Raw genomic sequence first — 24,153 nt, 5'->3', positions numbered from 1 at the left:
CAGCCGATTCCAGTGGTCCTCCAGCATTCGTCGGCGTCGCCTCCAGCAGCCGATGCGAGTGTCGACGCCACTGACACGAAGTCGTGGCGATCGCCAGCAGTTGTTCCGAACTCGAAAGGATGGAACATGGCATACGTTGGGGCGCAAGCAAAGACAACAAAGGCGCACGGACCGCGCCGGGTCGCGATCACGGGAATCGGCATACTGGCCCCCGGTGCGGTCGGCACCGGCCAGTTCTGGGACCTGCTCACCGCGGGCCGCACCGCCACCCGCCGGATCAGCTCGTTCGACACCGGCGGCTACCGGTCCCGGATCGCGGGCGAGATCGACTTCCGGCCCTACGACCACGGATTGAGCCGGCGCGAGGAGCGGGCCTGGGATCGGGTCACCCAGTTCGCGGTCACCACCGCCCGGGAAGCATTGCAGGACAGTGGATTCGATCTCGGCAGTGTGGACCCCGCGCGGATCGGCATCAGCATCGGCAGTGCGGTCGGGTGCACGACCGGCCTGGAACGCGAGTACTCCCTGGTCAGCGATCAGGGCCGGGAATGGCTGGTGGACCCGGCCTGGGCGGTGGCGCAGCTCTTCGACTATCTGGTGCCCAGTTCCATTGCCGCGGAACTGGCTTGGATGATCGGCGCCGAAGGACCCACGTCGGTGGTCTCCACCGGTTGCACGTCCGGGCTGGACGCGGTCGGCCACGGCGCCGATCTGATCCGCGAGGGCGCCGCCGATATCGTCGTGACCGGCGCCAGCGAGGCCCCGATCTCACCGATCACGGTGGCCTGCTTCGATGCCATCAAGGCCACCAGCCCCAACAACGACGACCCGGAACACGCGTCGCGTCCGTTCGACCGGGATCGGGACGGCTTCGTCCTCGGCGAGGGTTCCGCGACCCTGATCCTCGAGGACTGGGACCGGGCCCGCGCCCGAGGCGCGCACATCTACGCCGAGTTCGCCGGATTCGCCACGCGCGGCAATGCCTTTCACATGACCGGCCTGCGGCCCGACGGAGTGGAGATGGCCGAGGCCATCGGCGCCGCGCTGAACCAGGCCCGGGTGGACCCCACCGCGGTCGACTACGTCAACGCCCACGGCTCCGGAACCAAACAGAACGATCTGCACGAGACCGCCGCGGTGAAAAGGGCGCTGGCCGACCATGCCCGGCGCGTTCCCATGAGCTCCATCAAGTCCATGATCGGGCATTCGCTCGGCGCTGTCGGCTCCCTCGAGCTGGCCGCCTCGGCGCTGGCCATCGACACCGACGTCATCCCGCCGACCGCCAACCTGCACAACCCGGGCCCCGGCTGCGATCTGGACTACGTGCCGCTGACCGCGCGCGGCCAGCGCACCGACACCGTGCTGAGCGTCGGCAGCGGATTCGGCGGATTCCAGAGTGCCGCAGTGCTGGTCGCGCCATGACCGGACTCGCGGCCACGGTGGAGCCCGCCGTCACCGGCATCGGCGTGCACGCGCCGACCGGAGTCACCGTGGCGGATTACTGGCGCAACACCCTCGCGGGGCGCTCGGCGATCGACCGGATCACCCGCTTCGATCCCAGTCCGTACACCGCCACCCTGGCCGGGGAGATTCGCGACTTCGACCCCTCGCCGCTGTCCGGCCGCCTGCTTCCGCAAACCGACATTTCCACCCGGCACGCCCTGGTGTCCTCCGACGCCGCACTGCGCGACGCCGGCATCACCCCGGACGACCGGGACGACTTCGAACTCGGAGTGGTCACCGCCAGCACCAGCGGCGGCTTCGAGTTCGGGCAGAAGGAGCTGCAGAAACTATGGGCCCAGGGCAGTCGCCATGTCAGCGGGTATCAGTCTTTCGCCTGGTTCTACGCCGTGAACACCGGGCAGCTCGCGATCAGGCACGGCGCGCGCGGACCCTCGAGTGTCGTGGTGGCCGACCAGGCGGGCAGCCTCGACGCGGTCGGTAAGGCCCGCCGGCTGGTGCGCGCGGGCACCCCGCTGGTGCTCACCGGCGGCTTCGATTCCGTACTCTCGCCGTGGGGCTGGCTGGCCACGCTCGCCGCGGGCAATGTCAGCACGAGCACCGACCCGAAACGGGCCTACCAGCCATTCGCCGACACCGCCGAGGGTTTCGTCCCCGGCGAAGGCGGCGCCTTGACCGTCCTCGAACATCCGGACCGGGCACACGACCGCGGTGCGCGCGTCTACGCCCACATCAGCGGGTATGCCAGCGGATTCGATCCGCGGCCCGGCTCACCGCGGCCACCGGCGCTGGCCCGGATCATCCGGGCCGCGCTCGCCGACGCCCGCGTTGGGCCCGGGGAGATCGGGGTGGTGTTCGCCGACGCGGCCGGAGTCCGCGAACAGGACGATCACGAAATCGCCGCGCTCGACACGGTATTCGGCGCGCACAGGGTCCCGGTAACCGCCCCCAAGACCGGGACCGGACGACTGTTCGCGGGCGGCGGGGCGCTCGATATCGCCGCGGCCGCCCTCACGCTGGACAGCCGCACCATCCCGCCCACCCCCGGCCTCGAGCACTATCCCTGTCCCACCCGCCTGGACCTGGTCCGGGAGCCGCGTGAGCTGACCACGCCGGCCGCGCTCGTGCTCGCCCGCGGTGGGCGCGGGTTCACCTCGGCGGTGGTCCTGCGCGGCGCCCGATGAAAACCCCACTTCCCCAACAGCACCCGACAGAGAAGGGAGGCACATGGTGTCTGCCAACCCAGCCGTGACCACCGATCAGCTGCGCGAGGTACTGCAGCGGGTCGCCGGCGAAGACGAGACCATCGACCTGAGCGGAGACATCACCGATCGCTCGTTCGAGGACCTGGGATACGACTCCCTCGCGGTCCTGGAACTGTCCAACCAGATCGAAATCCGTTACGGGATAAAGCTTCTCGACAGTTCGGTGGTCGACGCCGTGACCGTTCGAGACTTTCTCGAGCTGGTCAACACCACCCTCGCGGAGGGCGCCGGCCAGGACGCCGGTGCCTCCGATCCATCCTCAGGAGCACTCGCATGAGCAAGCACGCCATTGTCACCGGCGCCACCAGCGGAATCGGCCTCGAGATCGCCCGCACGCTGGGCCTGGCCGGATATCAGGTCTTCATCAACGCCCGCGATGCGGACAGGGTCGAGAGCACGGTCGAGGAGCTGAGCGCCGAAGGCATCACCATCGACGGCATCGCCGCCGATGTCCGATCGACCGACGACGTGCGGGCCTTCGTCGCAGCGGCGGTCGCGCGGTTCGGACCGGTCACGGTGCTGGTCAACAACGCGGGCCGCAACGGCGGCGGCGTCACCCGGGACATCGACGACTCGCTGTGGCAGGACGTGCTCGACATCAACCTGACCGGAACCTTCCGAGTGACGCGAGAAGTGTTGTCGCACGGAGGAATTCTCGATTCCCAGGACGGCCGCATCATCAATATCGCCTCGACCGGCGGCAAGCAGGGCGTGGTGCTCGGCGCGCCCTACTCGGCGTCGAAGCATGGGGTCATCGGATTCACCAAGGCGCTCGGACTGGAACTGGCCAAGACCGGGGTGACGGTGAACGCCGTCTGCCCCGGATACGTCGAAACCCCACTGGCCGAACGGGTCCGGCGCGGCTACGCCGAGGTGTGGAACACCACCGAGGCCGCCGTGCTCGAGAAGTTCGAGGCCAAGATCCCGCTGGGGCGGTATTCGACTCCGCTGGAGGTCGCGGGACTGGTCGGCTATCTCACCACACCCGCCGCCGCGCCGATCACCGCGCAGGCCATCAATGTCTGCGGCGGACTGGGCAACTACTGAGCCACCGAGAGATTGGGAGGTGGCTCGGATGAGCCTCCATCACACCGAACACGCCATCACGATCGCAGCGCCGGCCCAGGCGGTGCACGACGCGCTGCGCTCGGTCATCGACTGGCCCAACATCTTTCCCCCGACCATCCACGCCGAGATCCTCGAGCACGACGCCTCCGGCGACCACATCCGGCTGTGGGCCACCGCGAACGAGTCGCTGAAGACCTGGACCTCGCGCCGCACCTTCGACCCCGAACAGCGCCGGATCACCTTCCGGCAGGTGGTCTCCGCTCCCCCGGTCGCCTCCATGAGCGGGGAATGGGTGGTGCAGGAGATCGACGCCGACACCAGCCGAGTGCTGTTGCTGCACAGCTTCTCTCCCGACGACAGCGCGGGAGCCCGGGAATGGATCGAGGCCGCGGTCGACACCAACTCGACCCGGGAGCTCGAATCGCTCAAGTCCGCGGCCGAGGCGCTGGCCCGGCGACCCGAGGCCACCGTCACCTTCGCGGACTCGCTGTGGATCGACGCCGAACCGGCGCGGGTCCGGGAATTCATCGACCGTGCTGACCTGTGGGCGGAGCGACTCGCCCACGTCGACGCCGTCACCCTCAGCGAACCGGTACCCGGACACCAGTTTCTGAGCCTGGACACCCGGACACCGGACGGGGACGTCCACACCACCGCGTCGTGGCGCGTGGTCCTCGACTCCGGCGACATCGTCTACAAGCAGACTCGGCTGCCCGCGCTGCTCTCCCTCCACCGCGGTCGCTGGAATTTCACACCGCGCGACGGGGGAACGCTCGCGACCTCCGAGCACACCGTCGCCCTCATCACCGAGGCGATCCCCTCGATCCTCGGCACGGGCAAGACCCTCGCCGATGCCACGGCCTTCATTCGAAATGCCCTGGGCCGCAATTCCCTGTCCACCCTCGAGAACGCGAAGAAATGGGCCGAATCCACCGAACGGGGCTCCGATGTCCGACGCTGACCGCACCCGACAGCTCTATGTCGACCTCCAGCAGTTCTATGCCGCGCACCTGCGCCTGCTCGACGACGGGCGCGTCGACGAATGGGCGGCCGAGTTCGAACCCGACGGGCTGTTGATCCATCCGCAGCGGGCCGCCACCCACACCGGGCGGGCCGAGATCGCCGACGGGCTGCGCCGCACCGCGGAGCGACTCCGCGCCGCGGGCCTCGTGCGCCGCCATTGGCTGGGCAACCTGACCATCGAAAACGGCGGCGCGGCAACAGGAACCATCCGCACCCGCTTCTACTCCCTGGTCGTCGAAGCCGGCCCCGGGCAGTCCCCGCGGCTGCACCTGAGCACCGATATCCGCGATCACCTCGTTCCGCACGGTGCCTCGTGGCTGGTCCGCGAACGCAGCATCACCCACGACCCCATCCTCACCACCCCGAATTGAAAGTCATCCCCTTGCACAAGAACATCGGCCTCGCCCTGCTCACGGCCACCGCACTGACCGCCCTACCCGCCACCGCACACGCCGACTCCGGTGCCGCACAAGCGGACTCCGGCACCGCCGGCCGAGTCGCCTACACCGCCGTCGGCACCGACAGCGCGCTCACCATCACCACCGACGCCGGCTCCCTGGTGAACGACCACGGCACCTTCAAGATCGAAGCCGCCGACGGCACCACCCTTGCCGGCACCGAATTATCCTTCCGCGTAGACGATTTCGTCTTCCCCATCACCGCCGACATCACAAACCGCACCGCCGTCCTCACCCCCCGTTTCGACCTCGACCACGCGGTCTACCAACCCGTCGCCCTCCCCTACGAGAACCAGGCGCCCTGGAAGAACGAATACGACCGCGAACAAGCCGCCTGGGCTCGCCTCGGCACCACCCTCGTCACCGGCGCCGCCATCGGCACCCTGGTGGGCGGCCTGGGCGGTGCCGCCGTCGGCTGCCTCCTGGGCGGCGCAGCAGGCGCAGCCGCCGCCTCCGCCACCATCGTCGGCCTCTTCGGCCCCTTCCTCCCCGCCGCCGCCGTCGGCTGCATCGGCGGCATCGCCGCCATCGCCCCCCTCGGCACCGTAGCCGGCCTACTCCTCGTAACCGCCCCGGTAGCCATCCTCGCCGCCGCCCAATACTTCACCACCATCAACCAACCCTTCACCCCACCGGCCGCCAAATAGCCCGACCCCCAAAGGAGCCGCAGGTCCCGCAACCTGCGGCTCCTTTGATCGTGGGCCTGAGCTGCCGCAATGCAAACAGTAAGGTGCTGGTCGACTGCCCCGCCGTTGATATCGACAGACTCAGTGACCGATCCGCAGCCAGGTTCCTCTCATGAACGCTCAGAAGGATTTCGACGCGACGCTGGCAGCAAAACGCGCTACTCCCGAGTATCAAGCAGCCATGAGGGCATACGCACTGGCACACGAACTGGGCCGTCAGGTGCGCAGAGTCCGGGAAGCGCGAGGCTGGACTCAAACCGAGCTAGCCAGGCGAACCGGTCTGAAACCGCACGCGATCAGTCGCCTCGAGGCCGGAGATGTGGTGCCGACGTTGACAACCCTCGAGCGAGTCGCCGCCGCTCTCGATGCCGAGTTGTCGGTGTCCCTGGCCGCGTAGCCGCTGCGCGCTACGCCGCACCTCCATGATCGCTCCTAGTGCGGTCTTCTCGGGTTGGGTGGTCATCACGATGACCGTGGTGGCGTGGATTCGAGCGCGAGCCGGAACTCCTTTTCGAGGTCTGCGGCGGAGGTGACGTCGACAACACGCCGTTCTTCGAAACCGCAGATGTGGCCGTATCGGCCCGAGACTCCATCGGAGCAGGCCGTCTTTCTTGCACGTGTCACAGGTCGAGGACGCCGGGCTCTGCGGGTTCGAGGGGGTCGGGCCGTTGCCTCGGCCAGTTCGGGCACGCTGGAATACTTTTCGCTCCAAGTGGCGGTGAGGCCGCTGCGGGCGAAGGTGATTCGTGGACCATTGACCTCCGGGCCCGCGGGTCCGAACGGTTGACGAACCCGCCGCCGCTGGAGATGGCCAGTTATCGCTTCCGGATTTTGACCGCGGTGCCGTACGCGCAAATCTCCTGGCCGCCGTCGCCGAAGTCATTGGCGTCGAAGCGCATTGCGAGAACAGCGTGCGCTCCGCGTTGCTGAGCGCTGTCGATCAGACGGTCCCTGGCTTCGATCCGGCTGTCGTAGAGCATCTTCGTCATGCCTTTGAGCTCGCCACCGAACATCGACTTGATGCCGGCTCCAATCTGCGAACCCAGGTGCCGACTGCGTACCGTCAGGCCGACGACATCACCGAGCACCTCGACCACCTCGTATCCCGGCAGATCGTTCATCGTGCTGATGATCACGCTGTTCGTGCTGGCGCTTCCATGGTTATCAACCTCATTGATGGACATGGACATCCCTTCATCGGTGTGCTTGCCCCTCGATCGTCACCGATCCGAACCGGCTTCCACATCACTCACGGGTCGCGGAACAAATCGTCCTACGGTCGCTATCCCCTACGACTCCGGACTCACATCCGACCCTGAGATTCACCCAGACATCGGATCGACCGCACGGCACCCGGCGTCCTTCATGAGAACAGTTCCGGGTGTTCGGCTATGTACTGACCGACCGTGGATGGCGGCTGTCCCGTGATCTTCTCGACGTCGTCGGTGGCTCGGTCGTAGCGTCCGGCGCGGTGTAGCAGTGCCAGTGTGGTCAGGTGCTGCTCGACGTGCGCGGGCAGACCTCGGGGCTCGAGGATCTCCTGGACCCAGGTTTCGTGGGGAATGTCGGTGCCGCGAATCTGCCGGTGAAGTCCCAGGGTGTACTCGGCGGCCAGGCCATCGATGTCCAGACGCGCCGGGCCGGTCAATTCGCAGACGTCGCCGATGCGGTGGGTGGGATCCACGAGCACTGCCGTAATCGTGCGGGCCACGTCGCTGGTAGCTATCGGTGATGTTCGACCCGTTCCGAAGGGGAGGGCCAACAGGTTTCGCTCTCGCAGCGACGGTGCCGCGAGTCCGGTGAATATCGGATTGTCCAGAAACACCGTGGGCCTGATGTGCACGACCGGGACACCCGACCAGTTCAAGACGTGCTCGGCGAGGTAATGCAGTCGATGTTGACGAGACTCCCCCACACTGGTCAGCGTCATTTGAGAAACAGTCATCTGGGACATGTTCACGACCACCTCGAGACGGCCGTACTCCAACGCGGCATCGCAGACGACAACCGTTGCCTGCAGGTAGTCCGGCGAGACACCCATCGAAAAGAACATCCGATCGACACCGGCCATCGCATCGACCACATCTCGTGGATCGGTCAAATCTCCGACCACGACATCAGCGCCGAGTGCACGTAACGGCTCAGCTCGGGCGTCGTCGCGGTGCACCAACGCTCGAACGCGATCCCCGCGTCCCCGCAATTGCTCGATCACCTGCCGGCTCACGCCACCGGTGCCACCACCCGCCCCGGTGATCAGGTACAAGGGCGCATTCATAGTCGCTCCTCACGGTGTGTTTTCCCAGTGCTTGGCAAGAGGTGTGCCGGCGAACCTCTCGAGCATCACGCGGGACAACAGCAGCACCGAGCTGCGTGGACGGTGGTTCACCACGAGGCGCTGGGCCTTTCCTGCGGCGTCGAAGGTGACCAGGACGATGACATGAATCGGAACGCCGCTTACGGAGGAGGTGTAGTCCTCCAGGAAACTGTTCTCGCCACAGGGGCCGGCGTAGTGAAAGTCTTGGAACTCATATATTTCGCGGGCGGCGACCACGACTTCATGAACGGCCTCTGCGCCCTCTATGACGCCGTCCCACGCGGCGCCTTCCCCGGTTACGTCGTCAGCCAGGTTATCCAGCCACGCTGGATAGTACGGCTTCCCCATATACGTCGATGTCATGCCGCGCCTCTCGTGAAATCCGGCAGCGAGCCGGCTCACCGACGCGCGCCCTCGATATGTGACCAATGACCATGCGGGTGCGGCGACGAGGACTGAGCGACTCCCAGTTCTCGCTGCCCCAGTGACTGCCGGGAGACGGTGAATCGCAGGGCAATGTCAGGTGCCCTTGGACTTCACCGGGCCGACGGTGACCTGGGAAGGCTATGCACCGCTGCCGGTCTCGAAGACCTACTCCTTCGAATCGCCTGCGGCGGCGGGCTTGAATTTCGCGCTGACCCTATGAGTCTGCGCTGAGGAGATCCCGCCGCCGATGGCGACGACGTACGCCTTGATGCCCGCCTCGCCTTCGTCTTTCACGGCGATGTTCAGCTCGATGGCGCATTCGTCGAGCGTCAACTTGGATCCGTCACCCGAGCCCGCTTGGGCCGCGGTCAGCTCGGACTTGAGATAGCGGATCATGTCCGAAAGTTCGATTCTGCCATCGGCTGGAATGGTCATGCCGCAATGCCTCTCGCTTGACGGTTATTTCTCAAGCCAGTTCCAGGGTCGAACCCAAGAGTATTTGACCGCTGCCCCGACGTGCCTCGAGACGCGCCGGATCCCGATCGGTTTCGCCGCCACCCCCTACTTCATCAGGCTCATACCCGCCGTCATGTCCGCCGGGCCGCGTTCGGGCCCACGGCGGCGGTGGGCATGTCCTGTTGTCGCGCAGGGTTTCTCACTTGCCGGGCGGGCCCGCTGGCGGGTCTGCCCGGAGCAGGGCCTCGATGAGCCCGTCCGCGGCGGCCAGCCCGATCATCGCACCTGCTCCGGCGCGGTGGTTCGCCCGCTCGATCAGCGGCAATGGTGGCCCTATACCCGTGCGCCACAGCAGATTTCATCGCGGATGAACCCTACAGCGGTCCTGCCGTCAAGGAACGTGTCACCAGGTGCAAGCTGCTCCCAAAGGTGGCCCCCAGCCGCAAGGCGGGCAGGCTCAGGGTGACTTTTCGCAGATCTGGACCTCACGCCCCGCATCAGAGTCCGGCGCTACCGGAGCTGAGGAGGTTCGAGCTGCCGGATCCGCCGCTGTCATGGCAACTGGGCTGTGTCGGCGGTTGCGGGGTGCCGGACCCCGGCGGTGCGGCGACCACGGTCACCGTGGTGGACGAGGAGCCTCGTTGGTTCACGGTGATCTTGTGGGTTCCGGCGGTGGTCGGAACCCAGAGGACATTCGCGAAGAGGTGGCCCGGGTCTGTGTCCGACGGCGCGATAGCGCCCGCGACACATTGTCCGTTGTCGTAGAAGGACACGAAGGCGTTGTCCCCGTTGACGTTGGGCGTGATCGGCGAGTCGAGCATGTAGGTCTGGCCGACGACATACGACGGCGGTATCACGCAAGGCGGTCCCGGGTACGACGAGGACGTCGGGTCCGACGTGCATTGGTAGACCTGGACCGGCCCGATGGCGGAGGCCGTGGGCGCGGACAACGCAGCGATGGTCGCTGCCAGTGCCAAAGTGGTAGCGCCCCAACCGATGCGGCGGATAGGTCGAGTTTCGGCGTGCATTGGTGGACTCCTTTCCTACCCCTTCGTTCGGGGTAGACAGAACATAACTTTCACCAACTGTGAAATTCGTCCACTTCAAAAAACCCTTGTGGCCCCAACTTTCTTGGGCGATATTTCCGGGGTCAGCTCGTCGGACAGAGGGCTTCGCTCTCGGGCGAAGGTGATGCGGCCTCTTCTGGAATCAAGCTCACCTGGTGGCCGTCGGTTCGATGGCCGGTGACCGGGCGACGCTGCACGCCGTCACGGGTGCGCGATGGGAGATTCCTTCTTCGTTCTCCTGCGACTTCGCCTGTTCGACAGCCCGTGTCGGCGAACAGCGGATGATGGCGGTCTCGCGCAGGTCGTAGAAGTCGGTACCGGCGCGTCCGGTTCTAACGCCCCCATGCGAGCCGCTTCTACGCGCAGAATGCAAGGCTCGAGGTGCTTTGTGCGCTTTGTACCGGACCGGCTCGACCGAACGAGGCGGAGTATCCGCAGGTGAAAGCAGGTTTGCGGGGCGGGCGGGGCTCGAACCCGCGACCAATGGATTATGAGATCAATCACTGTCAGCTCTGTGCGCGACAGCAAAGTACCTGCACGTCATCGAGCATTCGTCCATAATCTATTGGTCCAGGATCCCTACGATGCACCAGGTGACCGAGGGGATGAGGCACGCTGCGAAAATCACTGCCAAACTTCTAGTTTGCCGTACCAGTTGCCGGCGACCATCGCGAACGAGACGAGCCCGCGACCCCCGCACCAGGGCTTGCACTGCGCAGGAGGGCGAGAAGTTTTGTGCTGTCACCCCCGGATACGATAACTATCCTGTATGTAGCGATAGATACCGGCACTAGTATCCACAACAAATTCTCACGGACCCATTCCGTGACTAATTCATATCGAGACTTGACGACTTCAGCGGTATTCGACGCGCCAGCGGATTCTTCTCCCCCCACGGGAGATGATTCGCTTCTTGCGTTCTTCGAGATTCCACGTACAGCCCTAGCAGTCCTGTACTACGCGCGCGAAGGCACACCGGATCGAAGGCCTGGCCTTGAGGAATACATCGGGCTCACACTCCGAACAGATCTACTATCGTTGCGCAAATCTCACTCTCCAATCCATCCCTCCCTCTACCTCTTGCTGGAGGGTAGTGAACACGTCGCTATTACACGATCTGTCGTTGCTGATGTGATCAGCGCTACACCCGGATCTGGGAACGCATCCAGCACCTCACCTATAGGACTGCTTCGCGCGGCACGCCAGGATCCGCGCGCCTACGCTCGGACGCCCGCCCGTAGGCCAGCTGTAGCGCGATACGGACGCGGGCCTGCCGCCACCGCGCGGCCACGCCGTCCGGTCGCGGAACCATCGGAATCACCTGCGCCACATCATCATGAGCCACACCTACTTCGACGACGGGATGATTGGATCGGTTCCAAACCGAGAGCACTGCTACCGAAAGGCGCGAGCTGCCAGCGGCCGAAGGTCAGCAGATCCGCGGTGCCGATGGACTCACCGGCGGAGTACTGACCACTGGGCGAAGACTCGCGGTTTCCGCACACCCGCCTGATTTGACGAGTTGTGCCCGCTGGACCAGTCGAGACGCTGACGAGCTACAGCGGTCCGCCCCGCGCCGCTGGTCGGCAACTGGATCGTCACCTCGACCCACGACGCGAAGTCGAGCTGACTGGTGGCAATGTCAGCCGGGACGGTGGCAGTAGCCTTGAGCACCACCGAATCCGGGCCGGTCACGACTAGCCCAGCTTCACGGATTGAGACCCCGTACGCGTGCTCCGGTTCAATCAACCGCACCGCACCGCGAGCACCCTCGGTGAGGACCATGTGCCGACTGAATTCGACGTTGTCAGCATCGAACTGGTCCCCATCGGCCGTCACGAACCGAATCGCCCCTGCACACCGCCCAGGCCGCCGTCCGCGACTGGCGGACCCGAACTACTACATCATCGCCAGCGACTTCACCCCCAGCTGCCGGCCCGAGGCGACATCGATCACCAGGGCGACGGTGTCGAACATCTTCCCGTTCGCGGTCTCCGAATCACTCAGCGGCACGTACTCGGCCGCGCTCCAGCGGACCACCGGTGGCGCGGCAGCAGAACGCGCTGCTCCGAGTCGATGAAAAGGACCGCTTCGAGGGCAAGAACACGCTCATCCTCAACGTACTGGAGGTCGCCGTACGGGTCCCGCCGCTGCGCCAGGCGAAAGGTCAGCTTCGGCTGAAGCAACTCCAAGGTCGGCACCGCTGAGACAGCGCTGAGCAGGGTCAGCATTTCATGCCGCTTGGCGGTTCGGGCCCGCGTTCCGTCTCGCCATGGGACCTCCCGTGTGAGTCCGCCGGCCGTGTTCGGGTCGACGTTGACGACGTACGGAGAGCGGTCGGTCTCGAAGTGGTGGCAGGGTCGAAGATGACTTCGTTGAGTGCAAGACGAAGTGGCCCGAGAATCCCGCAGGGGCGGCCCGCCGAATCGCTGGGATCGCGAACGCGGCCCGCGGCGAGAACGTCATCTGGCTGATCGGCCTGGACGAGGGCGGACACCGCGTGGCAACCCTGGACGACACCGAACCGGGAAACTGGTGGGGTTCAGTGGAATCGAAGTTCGCCGATGGCGTTGCGCCTGCACTCCGGATTCGCAACATCCCCACCGACCACGGAACAGTCGTATGTCTGCATCCGGTAACCCGTTCCACGATACCCAGGACATGGGCTTCGATTCGCTGCCAGTTCACGATCGCCAAATGTACGCCGACAGCAGCCTTGTCTGCTTCTTCTTTTTCGTCCGGCAGGCAGATCCAACGCAGCATCGGGTGCATGCTGCCGCACTCCACGATTCCACGGGCGGTCCGCTCTGATTCGTATGCACACCAGCGCATTTGACTGTAGATCATGGCGGGTGTTGTGCCACAAATTCGCGACAGAATGGACAGCAGATCGGCCGGACTCCCCAGAAACTTGCCGGAAATTTGCCGATCTGATGTCGGGAGTTTGTTTCACCGGCCAAGTCGGAACCCCGTGTGCCCCTGGGTGGTGGCGCTTGTGCCTCCACCGGGCAGGCCCCCGGCCTGTCGATTCAGGATCCACTGCCTGTCTAAGGCTAGAGATCGACAAGGAGGCGAAGAACACACTGCTAGTAGGGCTTTCGCGGCAAACACGACCGATCCAACCAGGTTGCCGAGGCCGATCCCGCTGTCGAGTAGGGGAGCTGTGTACTCAGGCCGCTGGGTCGGTTCTTGAAGCCAGCCAGTGCACCCGCACCCGCGAGCGAGCCCTTGAGTAATACAGGTAGCCCGGCCCGGACGCCAGCGGTCCCGACCATGCGGATCCCGGCAGGGCTCGGGCTCCAGCAGTAGCGACGTTGAGTCTTCGCTCACACCGTGCAGGACCGCTGGCATATCGATCAATCGGGCTTCGGTGCGGGAATCGCTGTCGCGCGAGGCCGCGGCCCCGTCTACTCGGAGCCATCGTGGATGTCGCCTGTGGAGTTGGGCAACCTCGCATTGTCAGATATATCGACGTTATATCTAGTTATGACGATAACGTCCGCTATGTCAACTTAGAGAACCTAGACGGCGGCGGGACATAGACATCTGCCGCCGTCGGCCATCCACCTGCACGCCCGGACCCGCCGCCTCATCGAATCCAGATGATCGACGGTCCCGGGGAACCGTCTTGGCGGTGAGCATGTAGCGGCCCGTCAGGTGCGCCGCCGGGGCCTGGCGACCAGTTCGCCGCCGCAGTTCGGGCAGATCTCGCCCATCGTCTCGCTGCACGACACGCAGAAGGTGCACTCGTAGGAGCAGATCCGCGCCGGCCCGTCCGCGGGCAGTTCGACCGTCTCGCATCGCTCACAGTGCGTTCGCATTTCCAGTGCCATGCTGGTCCTCCATTCCTCGGCGGGATTCTCGATGCCATTGCAGCGGATCGGGTTCCGTGGTTATGCGCCGACCGTCGAGGTCGAGATCCAGTTGTGGATTGCGGCATTGACCTGCGGTGCGCACTCGAGTCCGACCCAGTGCCCGGCGTCGAGCATCACCTCGGTCAGGTTGCGGCAGAGCTGACGCATGGGGCGCGCCAGCTCCGAGTGGGCGGTGTCGGCGACCGGATCGTAACGTGCCCCGACGAACAGGGCGGGAACCTCGAGCTGGCCGTCGGCTGGTGCGGTGTCGCTGTAGGCGAGGTTGTCGGCGTGGTTGAGGTAGTAGGCGGTCGCGGCGGAGAAGCCGTGGCGGGCGAAGGCGCCGCGGAGCTCTTCGAACAACGCGGTGTCGAGGATCCGTTCGTCGCGTGGGAGATCCGGGACTTCGGCGCTGCCGCCGAACCAGCCGCCCGCGTGGCTCACCGTCGCCGTGAGACCGGGTTTCCCTGCGCCGTCGGGGTTTCCGCTGCGGTAGAACGCTTTCAGCGTGCGCTCGGGGTGGGCGTCGAACAGCGCCGTCACGCGGTCGGGATGCCGCTCGTAGTAGCGCATGTAGTCGAATTGCGCGTCCGGGTACTGGTCTTCGGGATAGGTGTCGCGGTTGACGTAGGCGAGCATGGCGTCGATCCCGCGCTCGAGGGTGCGGTACGGCACCGCCAGGCTGACCACGCCCGAACACGCGTCGGCGTGATGGGCGGCCAGGCTCCAGACCGTCGCGCTGCCCCAGTCGTGACCGACCCAGATCGCCTGATCGCGGCCCAGATGCGCGAGCAGTGCCATCATGTCGGCGACCAGATGGCGTTGGGCGTAGGCGCTCGGATCAACCGGGGCGGCCGAATCCCCGTACCCGCGCATATCCGGGGCCACCACGCGGAAACCATGCGCGGCAAAGTAATCCAGTTGCGGACCGAACGTGCGCGCGATCCCGGGCCAACCGTGCACGAAGACGATCAGCGGCCCGTCGGACGGCCCGGCCTCGTGATAGGCGATCGACCCCGCCGGACCGTGGGCACTGCGCCGGAGGGTCGTCGCGTGCGACCCGGGCACCTGACTATATGACGACATAGACAGGACAGTAGCTTGCTGGCTATGGTTCAGTAAAGTCAGTCATTCGGGGGTGCAACCATGACCGCTCTGATTCCCGCTGTCACCGGCCAAGTGGCATCCGCGCTGGCCCGGCGACTGAATGCCGAACAGGTGCCGGCCCGCGCGCTCGCCCGCGACCGGGGCCGCGCCGAGGCCGCGCTCGCGGGAACCGCCGACGTCGAGGTCGCGATCGGAGCGCTCGACGACACCGATCTGAGCGAGCCCAAGCCGAGCACTGCCCTCAGGTCGGCCTCCGTTGACGACTCGACGACCATCACGGGTCGAGACCGACGGGGCGACTATGTCCCAGTAGGGATTTCGACTCTCAGCGCTGTCTCCGGTCATGTAGTTCAGAAACCTGAGGTCGAAGGCAGCATCGGCCTGTTCGTCACCACTGCCAGGAATCATCGGCGCCGTATCCAAGTAGTCGGCCACCTTCGGATACTCGGCGCGCAACCGCTGCTCATCACCGAGCAAGGCAGCCAACCGATCTCGACGATCTGGGGTGAGAACGAACCCGGTCATAACTCCATACTGCCGGTACCGCTGCGGCTGGTGGCCTAAAACGCGTAAGCGTAGCGTGCAAGCGTCGGCAGCGACCGTCCCAACATCCGTCCACAGAAAGGTTGTCGTACACCTAGGAACTATGCCGTTTTGCTCAACAACAGCCTACATAAATGCAGGTCAGGACAGCGTTTCGAGGTTAGGAACTTCTAATCCCTAAGCGGGGTATCTCATGACGTTGGTTCCGATCGATCGGCGTTAGAGTTTGTCGCCGAGCCGTGCACGCCGATGAGCCGCCTTGGCCCGCTCATCCGCAACCGACTTGCCATAACGGTCCAACATCTGCCGTGATCGCCACCCAGCCAACATCATCAGATCCTGCTCTTGGCCGCCGTTGGCGAGCCAGTTGTAAGCAAACCAATGCCGAAGCATGTGCGGATGAATGTGCCCGATACCCGCCGCCTCCGCACGGCGTTCCAGCATCTGCCGGATGCCGTGATCGGTCATTGGCCCCTGCCTGCCGAGCCACAGCCGGTCACTCCTCGTTGCGAACGGATGCTGCGCCCTGACCCGCAGATACCGACGCAGAGCGATTCTCGTCTTGTCACCGAACGGAGACGAGCGTGGCCGATTCCCTTTGCCGACGACCAGTGCAGAGTCTTCCTCGAAATCGAGATCATCGACGGCCAGATTGGCGACTTCCCCACAGCGGCAACCAGTGTCGGCAAACAACCGGATGATCGCGTTGTCCCGCCGCGATATGAAGTCCGTTCCAGAGCACTCGTCGAGCAGCGCTTTCAGAGACTCGATGCTCGGGACAGGCACCAGCTTGTCAGGGGCATCCGGAAGACTCAGCTTGTCGAACGGGTCGACTGCGATGATCTCCTCGGCTGTCAGGTATTTGAAAAACTGCTGGAGACTCCGGTACTGGCTGCGCGCGTATTGCGGCGACAGCGGCTCGCCGGTCCGCCGGTTCGTTCGCGACAGCAACGTCTCGATGTATCCCCCGATATGGTCGCGGGTGATGTCAGGCGCTTCGATCGGAAGTGCCTCGGAGAGCAGGTAATCGGCGAAGTACCCGATGTGCACCAGGTACACATCGATCGTCTTCTTGGCTCGGTTCTTCCGCCTCAGCTCGGTCGCAAAGTCGTCTTTCAACTCACGGATGTCGTCCAGTGAAGCGGTCCCCATAGTGCGATGTTACGCCCATAATCTATTCGTGGAAGAGCGCTGTTCTAGATTGAAACCTCTCCAGAAAAAGCAAAACCCCCTGATCAGAGGGGGTTTGTGGGGCGGGCGGGGCTCGAACCCGCGACCAATGGATTATGAGTCCACGGCTCTAACCGACTGAGCTACCGCCCCCGACCGCTTCAGATCACTGCGGGCTCCGCGAGATGCTACCGCTTCGGGTGGGTCTATGCCCAGTTGGACTCGCTATGCGGCGTAGCGGTCGGCGATCTTGTTGAGTTCGAGCTGGTAGTAGAGGATGCCGAGGCCGAGGATGAGGTTCAGGACGAAGCCGAGGAGGGGGTTGCAGGTGCCGTCGAGCCCGGCGGCTTCCTGGGATTGGCGGATTCGGGTGCCGGTGCGCCAGAAGCTGATGATGGCGCCGATGCCGGTCCAGGAGAGGAAGAGCATGACCAGGAGGGGGCCCGCGACCGGGGCCTCGGGGTCGCGGCGGAGATGCCGAGGGTGATGAGCGGCCAGACCAGCCACACCAGCACCGGGTTGCGGAGCTTGATCGGCGTGGCGAGAGCGGTGGTCATGCGATGAATCCTTTTGTCGTCGTGCAGTTTTCGCAATCCCCGGTGAACCGGCTCGGGAAACGTATCCACAAGATCGTGACCGGATCGTGAAGCGTTAATCTGGGGCAGTCCACGACCGCAGGGAGGATCACGATGGCGAGTCTGTTCGCGAACGTGCTGAAGGCACATCAGTGGATCTACGAGAACAGCAACGGCCTGGTCGGGCACAAGCTGCTGTTCGGGAACCCGACGCTGCTGCTGCGCACGGTCGGCCGCAAGACCGGCCAGGAGCGCACCAATGCGCTCACCTACGCGCAGGACGGCAAGGACTACCTGGTCACCGCGTCCAATGGCGGGTCGCCCAGGCCGCCGGGCTGGTTGGCCAATGTGAAGGCCAAGGCGGATTGTGACATTCAGATCGGCACCAAGCGGATTCCGGTCACCGCACAGGCCACCTATCCGGACGATCCGGAGTACGCGCGCCGCTTTCAGCTCGTCGACAAGGTGAATCAGGGCCGCTACACCCAGTACCAGACGATGACCTCGCGTCCGATCGCCGTGGTGGTGCTCACACCGCGCTGACACCAGCGCCGGGTGGACCTCGTGGGTAAGGGTCGACTATCCTTCCTGACCTGAGGGGAGTACTTCCCAAGAATCACTCCGGTCAGTACGGGCCGCGCCGACGCGTCCCCCGGATGGTTGCCTGCGACTGTGGCATTCGACGACGCAGGTGAAGGAGACCTCGGCTGGTTTACCCTGCCCGAGGAGGTCCCATGAGTCCTACCCTGTCCGTTCTCGCGAGTTCCGCCACCATCAACAGCGTCGGGACGCCCTGGCTGTGGGGCGGGACGATCGCCGCGGTGCTGGCACTGCTGATCCTCGATTTCGCGCTCACCCGCCGCCCGCACGAGGTGTCCATGCGCGAGGCCGTCGCCTGGACCGTCTTCTACATCGCCTTGCCCATCGCCTTCGGCGTGTTCCTGTGGTTCAACAACGGCAGCACCCCGTCTGTGGAGTTCTTCACCGGCTACCTGCTGGAGAAGTCGCTGTCGGTGGACAACCTGTTCATCTTCATGCTGCTGCTGTCCGCCTTCGCGGTCCCGGCGGCGCTGGCGCAGCGGGTGCTGCTGTACGGCATCGCGGGCGCGCTGGTACTGCGCGGCATCTTCATCGCGCTCGGTGCGGCCGCCCTGGCCACCCTGGACTGGGCGTTCCTGCTGTTCGGCATGATCCTGCTGGTGACCGCGGTGAAGCTGCTGGCCGACGCGGCCGGCGGGCATGAGCAGGAACTCGATGTCGCCACCATGAAGTCGGTGCGCCTGCTGCGCCGCATCTGGCCGGTCACCGACGACTACCGCGGCACCAGGATGGTGGTCCGCGAGGCGGATCCCGCCCAGCCCGGTAAGTTCCGCCGTGCCCTCACCCCGCTGGCGCTGGTGGTCGGCGCGGTCATGGCCACCGATGTCGTCTTCGCCGTCGACTCGGTGCCCGCGGTGTATGGCGTCACCGGCGACCCGTTCCTGGTGTTCGCCACCAACGCCTTCGCGCTACTCGGTTTGCGCGCACTGTATTTCGTCCTGCACGCCGCGCTCTCCCGCCTGGTGCACCTGGCCTACGGCCTGGCCGCCATCCTCGCCTTCATCGGCGTGAAGCTGGTCTTGCACTGGGCGCACGGCATCTGGAGCGGTGTACCCCAGATCCCCACGGCCGCCTCGCTACTGGTGATCGTGGTGGTGCTCGCGACGGTCACCTTCACCAGCCTCCGCTCCACCCGCGGCGACAAGGGACACGCTGAGGAGTCCGCGGTCGACGTGCAGTGAGCCGCGGCGGGGACAGGCGAATATCGCTCGCGAACCACGCCGGTATCGACGTAGCGTGAAATCATGCTGCTGCACCGTTCCCGGCCGCCTCGGCTCGAGCAGGTCAATCGCGCCGTGGATGCGCTGGAACTTCCGGAGGCGGTGTTCAAGACCTGTCCGTGGCAGCCGCGCGAGCTGGTGGAAACCGGGCTGCGGCAATGGTTGCGCTGTTGTGGAGCGGCGATGCGTGACGATCGGGTGATCGGCATGCCCTCACATGCGGTGGATGAGGCTTGGCACGGGCTCATCCTGTGCACGAAGCGGTATGCGCGGTTGTGCGACAGCGCGTATGGCCGGTTTCTGCATCACTTCCCCGATGGCGAGGGCACGGGTTCGGGCGACCCGATGGCGGAGCAGTTGGGGCGCACAGTGGTCGCCTGGTCGTTCGTGGCGCGACCGGGCGAGAAATGCGTGCTGTGGGACCTGGATACCGTTGTGGGAGTGGACCATCCGTGGGGCATCCCATCGGAGCGGGTCCACTCCATCGAGGCGGCGCTGGGAGCGGGCTAACCACCGCCGCCGCCGCAACCTCCGCCGCCGCCACCGCAACCTCCTCCGCCGCAACCCCCGCCACCACAACCACTGCCACCACCGCAACCACTGTGCCCGCCTCCGCACCCATGACCGTGGCCACCGCCCCCATCGGCCCATCCGCCACCGGTCGAGGTGCCGCTCCCCGCGCTCCCGACCGAGCCATGTCCCCAACTCGTGCGGCGACTTCGGGTGGGACGAACGGGAGCCTTCCGGATGTTGACGCTCGCCGCGACGATCAGGGCGACAAAGATGACGCCACAGATGATTCCGAAAATCATGGTCGGAGGCCTCCCCTGCTCACGGCCGCTCTGACAGACCGTCATAGCCGAAAGTTACTCGGGGAGAATCCGCACGACAGTCCCATCTTCTGGGGGGGACCCATCCTCGGTGTGAGCCCCCGTCGTCGTGGGTACTCGCTAGGTCAGCTTCACCCGCGCCGCGAAGAAGCGGGCGACGGCCGGGGCGAAGCGGTTGAAGCGGTACTGGAGCCAGGCCTCGGGGGTGACCGGGACGATGTCGCGGCCCTGTTCGACGGCCTTGACGATCTGAGCGGCGACCTTCTCCGGGCCGTAGCGGCGGGCGGCGTAGAGCTTGTCGTAGCGCTGCTGCTTGGCGGCCTCCTCTTCGGCGGAGACACCCGAGAAGCGGGTGGTGGCAACGATATTGGTGTGAACGATGCCGGGGCAGATGGTGTGGACGCCGATGCCCTGTCCGGCCAGTTCGGCGCGCAGGCAGTCGGAGAACATGAAGACCGCGGACTTCGAGGTGGAGTAGGCGGCGAAACCGCGCTGGGGGGTGTAGGCGGCCATGGAGGAGAGGTTGACGATGTGGCCGCCGAGGCCGCGGTCGGCCATGGCCTTGCCGAAGGCGCGGCAGCCGTTGATGACACCGTGCAGGTTGATGTTCAGCACGCGGTCGAATTCGGCCGCGGGGGTTTCGAAGAAGTCGCCCGCCGCGCCGACACCGGCATTGTTGATCAGGATGTCCGGCACACCGTGGGCGGCGATGACCGCCGCCGCGTGCTCGGCGACAGCCGCCTCCGAGGACACGTCCAGCTGGTAGGCGTGCGCCGTACCGCCTTCGCGCGCAATGAGTTCCGCGGTCTCCTTGGCCGAGTCCAGGTTGATATCGGAGAGCACGACTTCCGCGCCCTTGCGGGCGAAGGCGAGCGCCGTCTCGCGTCCGATGCCGCTGCCGCCGCCGGTGATCACCAGCAGCTGGTGCTCGAACGGCCGCTGCCCCTCACCGACTTCGGCACGACGCAAAGTGCGCGGCGTTTCCCCGGTGCGCAGCGAGTCGATGAGCTCAACGGTGGAGGTGGCCAGCAGTTCCGGGTGCGAGAATGGCAGCCAGTGCCCGCCGCCGACCTCGCGCCGGTACAGGTTGGGCGCCCAGTCCTTGGTGTCGTCGTAGCCGGCGGGCCGTACCGCGACATCGCGGCGCGCGATGATCAGCTGCACCGGCACCTCGGTGCGGCGCTCGCGTGGATCGCCCAGGCGCTGCAGGATATTGGCGCGGTAGATGCGCATGCCGTCGAAGAAATCGCGCCGGAATTCCGGCCCGAGCTTGATGTTCTCGGGCGAGGTCTCGTTCATCAGCCCGACGAAGCGCGACCAGATCTTCTCGGTGCCCAGCGGCTTGAGCACCACCCGCGGCACACCCGGGGTCATGAACAGCCCGGTGTACATCGACGACAGCAGCTGCGTGAACGGCCCCCACACCTTGCCGCGCGACAGGCTCGACCGCACCCACGCGCCCAGATGGTCCAGGTTGGGCCCGGACACCGAGGTGAACGAGGCGACCCGCCCGGCGGCCTGCGGCTCGCAGACGGCTTCCCACATCTCCACCGAACCCCAGTCGTGAGCCAGGATGTGCACGGGCGCATCGGGACTCACCGCGTCGGCGACGGCGAAGAAGTCGGCCGCGAAGTGCTCGAGCCGGTAGTCCTCGGTGCGGTCGGTGCGGGTGGAGCGACCGTGCCCGCGGGTGTCGTAGGTGACCACGTGGAAGCGGTCGGCCAGCAGCGGCACAACGCGGTCCCACAGATGGTTGTCGTCGGGCCAGCCATGCACCAGCACAATGGTTTCTGCGGAGGGTTCACCGTATTCGTAGACGGCGATGTCGAATTCACCGCTGCGCACCAGGCGTTCGGCGGCGGGGATGACGGTGGGTTGATCGGTCACGATCTCCTCCTCGTTGAGAGACGGCGCTAGATGTCCAGCACCAAACGGTCCCCGCCGCAACGGGATACACAGATGAGCATGTCGCCGGCCGCGCGCTCGGCATCGGTGAGCACGGTGTCGCGATGGTCGACCTCGCCGGAGCGCACCCGCACCACGCAGGTGCGGCAGAAGCCCTGCCGGCACGAATACGACGATTCCGGACGGGCCTTCAGCACTTCCTCGAGCACCGACCTGTCGGCGGGCACGTCGAGGACCTCGCCGGTGCGGGCCAGCTCCACCTGGAAGGCGGTGCCGTTCACCACGGGCGGCGGCGAGAAACGCTCGGAATACAGTTCCACGCCAGGCATTTCGCGCACGGCGTCGGCGATGAGCTGGGTCATCACGACCGGCCCGCAGCAGTAGACGGAGGTGTCGGGACCCACGCCCGGCAGCAGCTCCGCGGCCGTCGGAATGCCGTGCTCGTCATCGGTGCGCACGGTCACCCGCGAGCCGAACGACTCCACCTCCGACAGGAACGGAATGGTGTCGCGGGACCGCCCGGCGTACACCATGCTCCACTCCACGCCCAGCCGATCGGCCATCCGGATCATCGGCAGGATCGGCGTGATGCCGATGCCGCCCGCCACGAAATGCACTCGTGCAGCAGAGGATCCGTACCCGGGCAGCACGAACGGGAAGGCATTGCGCGGCCCCCGCACGGTGACCGGGGTACCGACCGCCAGCCCCTCGTGCACCTCGAGCGAACCGCCGTTGCCGTCCGGAATACGCCGCACCGCAACGCGATACGCGTGCCGGTCGGCCGGGTCGCCGCACAGCGAGTACTGCCGCACCTTCCCCGAGGGCAATTCCAGATCCAGGTGCGCGCCCGGCCGCCACTCCGGCAGCTTGCCTCCGTCCGGCGCGGTCATCAGCAGGCTGATCACATCGGTGTCGTGCGCCTCCACCCGGCGCTGCACCACAACCAGCGGAATCCGCCAGTCGTCCACCCGGACGTCCGGCTCACGCCGGTTCACGAGCGTGGTCCAGCGCAAACGGCTCTCGGCGATGAAATCCAGCACCCGCGTGGTGCGATCGGCACGACCCTTACCGAACAGATCCTGCGGCGGCGTGACCGGGACGGGACGAACCGCGCTCACGAGGCCAGCGCCCGGGCGGCCGGGGACTGCGCCAGGTAGGCCACGGCCTGCGCGGTCGAGCCGACGGTCTCCGGGGTGTAGCCGGGCTTGAAGGTGGACAGCGCGCTGATCAGCAGTGACGGAATCCCCGGAATCGACCCCCGCCACATGCCCGCGAAGATCCGCCCGATCAATATCGGGTAGCGGTGGTCGGGCAGCGACGGATCGGCGTGCACCAGGAACTTGGTGCCGCGCAGGATGAGTGCGATGAAGATCGGGAACACCAGCAACATGAGCGCACCGCGGCGCAGGTAGCCGATCTCGAAGTACTCGGCCACGTCGTGGGCGACCATGCGGTGCTCGACCTCTTCGGCCCCGTGCCAGCGGAACAGGTCCAGCATCTGCGGATCGGTGTCGAACTGTTCGAGGTCGGCGTTGATGATCCAGTCGCCGAGGAAGGCGAAGAAGTGCTCCAGCGCGGCGATGACACCGAGACGCTCGACCAGTTGCTGCTGCCGCGCCGCCTCACTGGCCGCCGCCTTCGGGCCCAGGGTCTTGCGGAACAGGAATTCCGTCTGCCGCACGTAGGGTTCGATATCGATCCCGTGCGCGGACAGCACCTCCTCGAGCGCCCCGTTGTGACTCTCGGCGTGCATGGACTCCTGCCCGATGAAGCCGATCATGGCCTCGCGCAGCTTCTCGTCCTTGACCAGTTCGAGGGCTTCGCCGAAGGTCACCAGGAACATGCGCTCGCCCTCGGGCAGCAGCATGCTCAGGGCATTGAGGACGTGAGAGGCGATCGGTTCCTGCTTCATCCAGACCGGTTCGGTCCGGGACCAATCGAACTGCACATTCCGGGCGTGCAGGGCTACCTCTCCGGGTTCGGTCACCGGTCGGCGGCCCAGCTTCGGAAGTAGCTTCATCGGTACTCCTGGTCTCGTCTCGCGTTTGCTGCGTGAGCGTAGCAATATTCTACGCATGCATGAAACCCTGAGTTACACCTAAACTTGCGAGCCCTCCCCTGTACG

General features: G+C 65.7%; 28 protein-coding genes and 1 tRNA gene. 13 read left to right on the top strand and 16 right to left on the bottom strand.

The genetic code is table 11. From position 1 onward, the window contains the following. The first annotated feature begins 126 nt into the window (after positions 1-126). The 8 genes from AB0L60_RS19200 (at position 127) to AB0L60_RS19165 (ending at position 6,358) form a co-directional block, all read left to right on the top strand. Positions 127-1,422: a beta-ketoacyl-[acyl-carrier-protein] synthase family protein gene (locus AB0L60_RS19200; RefSeq protein WP_364615421.1), complete on the top strand. Its 1,296-nt coding sequence runs from the start codon at positions 127-129 to the stop codon at positions 1,420-1,422. After that, positions 1,419-2,645, top strand: a complete 1,227-nt coding sequence (locus AB0L60_RS19195) for a ketosynthase chain-length factor (protein ID WP_364615418.1) — start codon at positions 1,419-1,421, stop codon at positions 2,643-2,645. The genes AB0L60_RS19200 and AB0L60_RS19195 overlap by 4 nt, the downstream gene beginning before the upstream one ends. 46 nt (positions 2,646-2,691) lie before the next feature. Further along, positions 2,692-3,003, top strand: coding sequence for an acyl carrier protein (locus AB0L60_RS19190; RefSeq protein ID WP_364615415.1), 312 nt, complete (start codon positions 2,692-2,694; stop codon positions 3,001-3,003). After that, positions 3,000-3,773, top strand: coding sequence for an SDR family NAD(P)-dependent oxidoreductase (locus AB0L60_RS19185; RefSeq protein WP_364615412.1), 774 nt, complete (start codon positions 3,000-3,002; stop codon positions 3,771-3,773). The genes AB0L60_RS19190 and AB0L60_RS19185 overlap by 4 nt, the downstream gene beginning before the upstream one ends. Positions 3,774-3,801: 28 nt before the next feature. After that, complete coding sequence (locus tag AB0L60_RS19180; protein WP_364615409.1) at positions 3,802-4,755, top strand: aromatase/cyclase; 954 nt, start codon at positions 3,802-3,804, stop codon at positions 4,753-4,755. Beyond that, the gene (locus AB0L60_RS19175; protein WP_364615406.1) at positions 4,742-5,188 is read left to right on the top strand and encodes a nuclear transport factor 2 family protein; all 447 of its coding nucleotides are present in this window, start codon (positions 4,742-4,744) and stop codon (positions 5,186-5,188) included. Before AB0L60_RS19180 ends, AB0L60_RS19175 begins: the two co-directional genes overlap by 14 nt. A gap of 11 nt (positions 5,189-5,199) precedes the next feature. Then, the gene (locus tag AB0L60_RS19170) at positions 5,200-5,922 is read left to right on the top strand and encodes a hypothetical protein (protein ID WP_364615403.1); all 723 of its coding nucleotides are present in this window, start codon (positions 5,200-5,202) and stop codon (positions 5,920-5,922) included. A gap of 151 nt (positions 5,923-6,073) precedes the next feature. Further along, the gene (locus AB0L60_RS19165; protein WP_364615400.1) at positions 6,074-6,358 is read left to right on the top strand and encodes a helix-turn-helix transcriptional regulator; all 285 of its coding nucleotides are present in this window, start codon (positions 6,074-6,076) and stop codon (positions 6,356-6,358) included. 418 nt (positions 6,359-6,776) lie between these two features. Here AB0L60_RS19165 and AB0L60_RS19160 read toward each other — a convergent pair whose 3' ends face one another. The 7 genes from AB0L60_RS19160 to AB0L60_RS19130 all read right to left on the bottom strand — a co-directional run bounded on the left by AB0L60_RS19160 (position 6,777) and on the right by AB0L60_RS19130 (position 12,264). Further along, positions 6,777-7,145: a YbjQ family protein gene (locus tag AB0L60_RS19160; protein WP_364615397.1), complete on the bottom strand. Its 369-nt coding sequence runs from the start codon at positions 7,143-7,145 to the stop codon at positions 6,777-6,779. A 179-nt stretch (positions 7,146-7,324) separates the two neighbouring features. Further along, complete coding sequence (locus AB0L60_RS19155; RefSeq protein ID WP_364615394.1) at positions 7,325-8,236, bottom strand: NAD(P)H-binding protein; 912 nt, start codon at positions 8,234-8,236, stop codon at positions 7,325-7,327. A gap of 9 nt (positions 8,237-8,245) precedes the next feature. Beyond that, positions 8,246-8,638 carry a hypothetical protein gene (locus tag AB0L60_RS19150; protein ID WP_364615391.1) on the bottom strand — a complete coding sequence of 131 codons (393 nt, stop codon included), beginning with the start codon at positions 8,636-8,638 and terminating at the stop codon, positions 8,246-8,248. Between the two features lie 228 nt (positions 8,639-8,866). Beyond that, positions 8,867-9,136, bottom strand: coding sequence for a trypco2 family protein (locus AB0L60_RS19145; RefSeq protein WP_364615388.1), 270 nt, complete (start codon positions 9,134-9,136; stop codon positions 8,867-8,869). Positions 9,137-9,654: 518 nt separating this feature from the next. After that, positions 9,655-10,107: a hypothetical protein gene (locus AB0L60_RS19140; RefSeq protein WP_364615386.1), complete on the bottom strand. Its 453-nt coding sequence runs from the start codon at positions 10,105-10,107 to the stop codon at positions 9,655-9,657. Between the two features lie 1,572 nt (positions 10,108-11,679). Beyond that, positions 11,680-12,063, bottom strand: coding sequence for a hypothetical protein (locus tag AB0L60_RS19135; RefSeq protein WP_364615384.1), 384 nt, complete (start codon positions 12,061-12,063; stop codon positions 11,680-11,682). A gap of 60 nt (positions 12,064-12,123) precedes the next feature. Continuing rightward, entirely contained in the window at positions 12,124-12,264 is a 141-nt protein-coding gene (locus tag AB0L60_RS19130; protein WP_364615382.1) for a hypothetical protein, read from the bottom strand. 2 nt (positions 12,265-12,266) lie between these two features. Here AB0L60_RS19130 and AB0L60_RS19125 point away from each other — a divergent pair, with 2 nt between their 5' ends. Next, positions 12,267-12,431, top strand: a complete 165-nt coding sequence (locus AB0L60_RS19125; RefSeq protein WP_364615379.1) for a hypothetical protein — start codon at positions 12,267-12,269, stop codon at positions 12,429-12,431. A gap of 415 nt (positions 12,432-12,846) precedes the next feature. Then, entirely contained in the window at positions 12,847-13,035 is a 189-nt protein-coding gene (locus AB0L60_RS19120; protein ID WP_364615376.1) for a hypothetical protein, read from the top strand. An 842-nt stretch (positions 13,036-13,877) separates the two neighbouring features. Here the strand turns inward: AB0L60_RS19120 and AB0L60_RS19115 are convergent. From AB0L60_RS19115 to AB0L60_RS19090, 6 genes are all read right to left on the bottom strand, one after another. Then, on the bottom strand, positions 13,878-14,057 hold the full coding sequence (locus tag AB0L60_RS19115; protein WP_364615373.1) for a DUF1272 domain-containing protein: 180 nt from the start codon (positions 14,055-14,057) through the stop codon (positions 13,878-13,880). A 60-nt stretch (positions 14,058-14,117) separates the two neighbouring features. Beyond that, complete coding sequence (locus AB0L60_RS19110; RefSeq protein ID WP_364615370.1) at positions 14,118-15,164, bottom strand: alpha/beta hydrolase; 1,047 nt, start codon at positions 15,162-15,164, stop codon at positions 14,118-14,120. A 42-nt stretch (positions 15,165-15,206) separates the two neighbouring features. Further along, a complete protein-coding gene (locus AB0L60_RS19105) occupies positions 15,207-15,710 on the bottom strand; it encodes a hypothetical protein (protein WP_364615367.1) in 504 nt (167 codons plus the stop codon). Between the two features lie 237 nt (positions 15,711-15,947). Further along, on the bottom strand, positions 15,948-16,880 hold the full coding sequence (locus tag AB0L60_RS19100) for a tyrosine-type recombinase/integrase (protein WP_364615364.1): 933 nt from the start codon (positions 16,878-16,880) through the stop codon (positions 15,948-15,950). A 97-nt stretch (positions 16,881-16,977) separates the two neighbouring features. Further along, positions 16,978-17,051, bottom strand: a tRNA-Ile gene (locus AB0L60_RS19095). Positions 17,052-17,123: 72 nt separating this feature from the next. Continuing rightward, positions 17,124-17,405, bottom strand: a complete 282-nt coding sequence (locus AB0L60_RS19090; protein WP_364615361.1) for a hypothetical protein — start codon at positions 17,403-17,405, stop codon at positions 17,124-17,126. A 182-nt stretch (positions 17,406-17,587) separates the two neighbouring features. On the opposite strand from AB0L60_RS19090, the gene AB0L60_RS19085 reads away from it, so the two are divergent. The 3 genes from AB0L60_RS19085 to AB0L60_RS19075 all read left to right on the top strand — a co-directional run bounded on the left by AB0L60_RS19085 (position 17,588) and on the right by AB0L60_RS19075 (position 19,803). Further along, on the top strand, positions 17,588-18,016 hold the full coding sequence (locus tag AB0L60_RS19085) for a nitroreductase family deazaflavin-dependent oxidoreductase (protein WP_354838026.1): 429 nt from the start codon (positions 17,588-17,590) through the stop codon (positions 18,014-18,016). A 191-nt stretch (positions 18,017-18,207) separates the two neighbouring features. Next, positions 18,208-19,254 (top strand): TerC/Alx family metal homeostasis membrane protein, encoded by a 1,047-nt coding sequence (locus AB0L60_RS19080; RefSeq protein WP_364615357.1) that lies wholly within the window; start codon positions 18,208-18,210, stop codon positions 19,252-19,254. Between the two features lie 63 nt (positions 19,255-19,317). After that, a complete protein-coding gene (locus AB0L60_RS19075; protein WP_364615354.1) occupies positions 19,318-19,803 on the top strand; it encodes a hypothetical protein in 486 nt (161 codons plus the stop codon). 440 nt (positions 19,804-20,243) lie between these two features. Here the strand turns inward: AB0L60_RS19075 and AB0L60_RS19070 are convergent, their stop codons facing one another. From AB0L60_RS19070 to AB0L60_RS19060, 3 genes are read right to left on the bottom strand one after another with little or no spacing between them, the layout of a single operon-like run. Continuing rightward, on the bottom strand, positions 20,244-22,013 hold the full coding sequence (locus tag AB0L60_RS19070) for an SDR family oxidoreductase (RefSeq protein ID WP_364615954.1): 1,770 nt from the start codon (positions 22,011-22,013) through the stop codon (positions 20,244-20,246). Positions 22,014-22,036: 23 nt separating this feature from the next. Beyond that, entirely contained in the window at positions 22,037-23,146 is a 1,110-nt protein-coding gene (locus tag AB0L60_RS19065) for a PDR/VanB family oxidoreductase (RefSeq protein ID WP_364615351.1), read from the bottom strand. Beyond that, the gene (locus tag AB0L60_RS19060; protein ID WP_364615348.1) at positions 23,143-24,048 is read right to left on the bottom strand and encodes a metal-dependent hydrolase; all 906 of its coding nucleotides are present in this window, start codon (positions 24,046-24,048) and stop codon (positions 23,143-23,145) included. Before AB0L60_RS19060 ends, AB0L60_RS19065 begins: the two co-directional genes overlap by 4 nt. Positions 24,049-24,153: the final 105 nt, after the last annotated feature.

This window comes from Nocardia sp. NPDC051981, assembly GCF_040680715.1.
Lineage (GTDB): Bacteria > Actinomycetota > Actinomycetes > Mycobacteriales > Mycobacteriaceae > Nocardia.
This window is presented reverse-complemented; position numbering and strand designations above follow the sequence as displayed.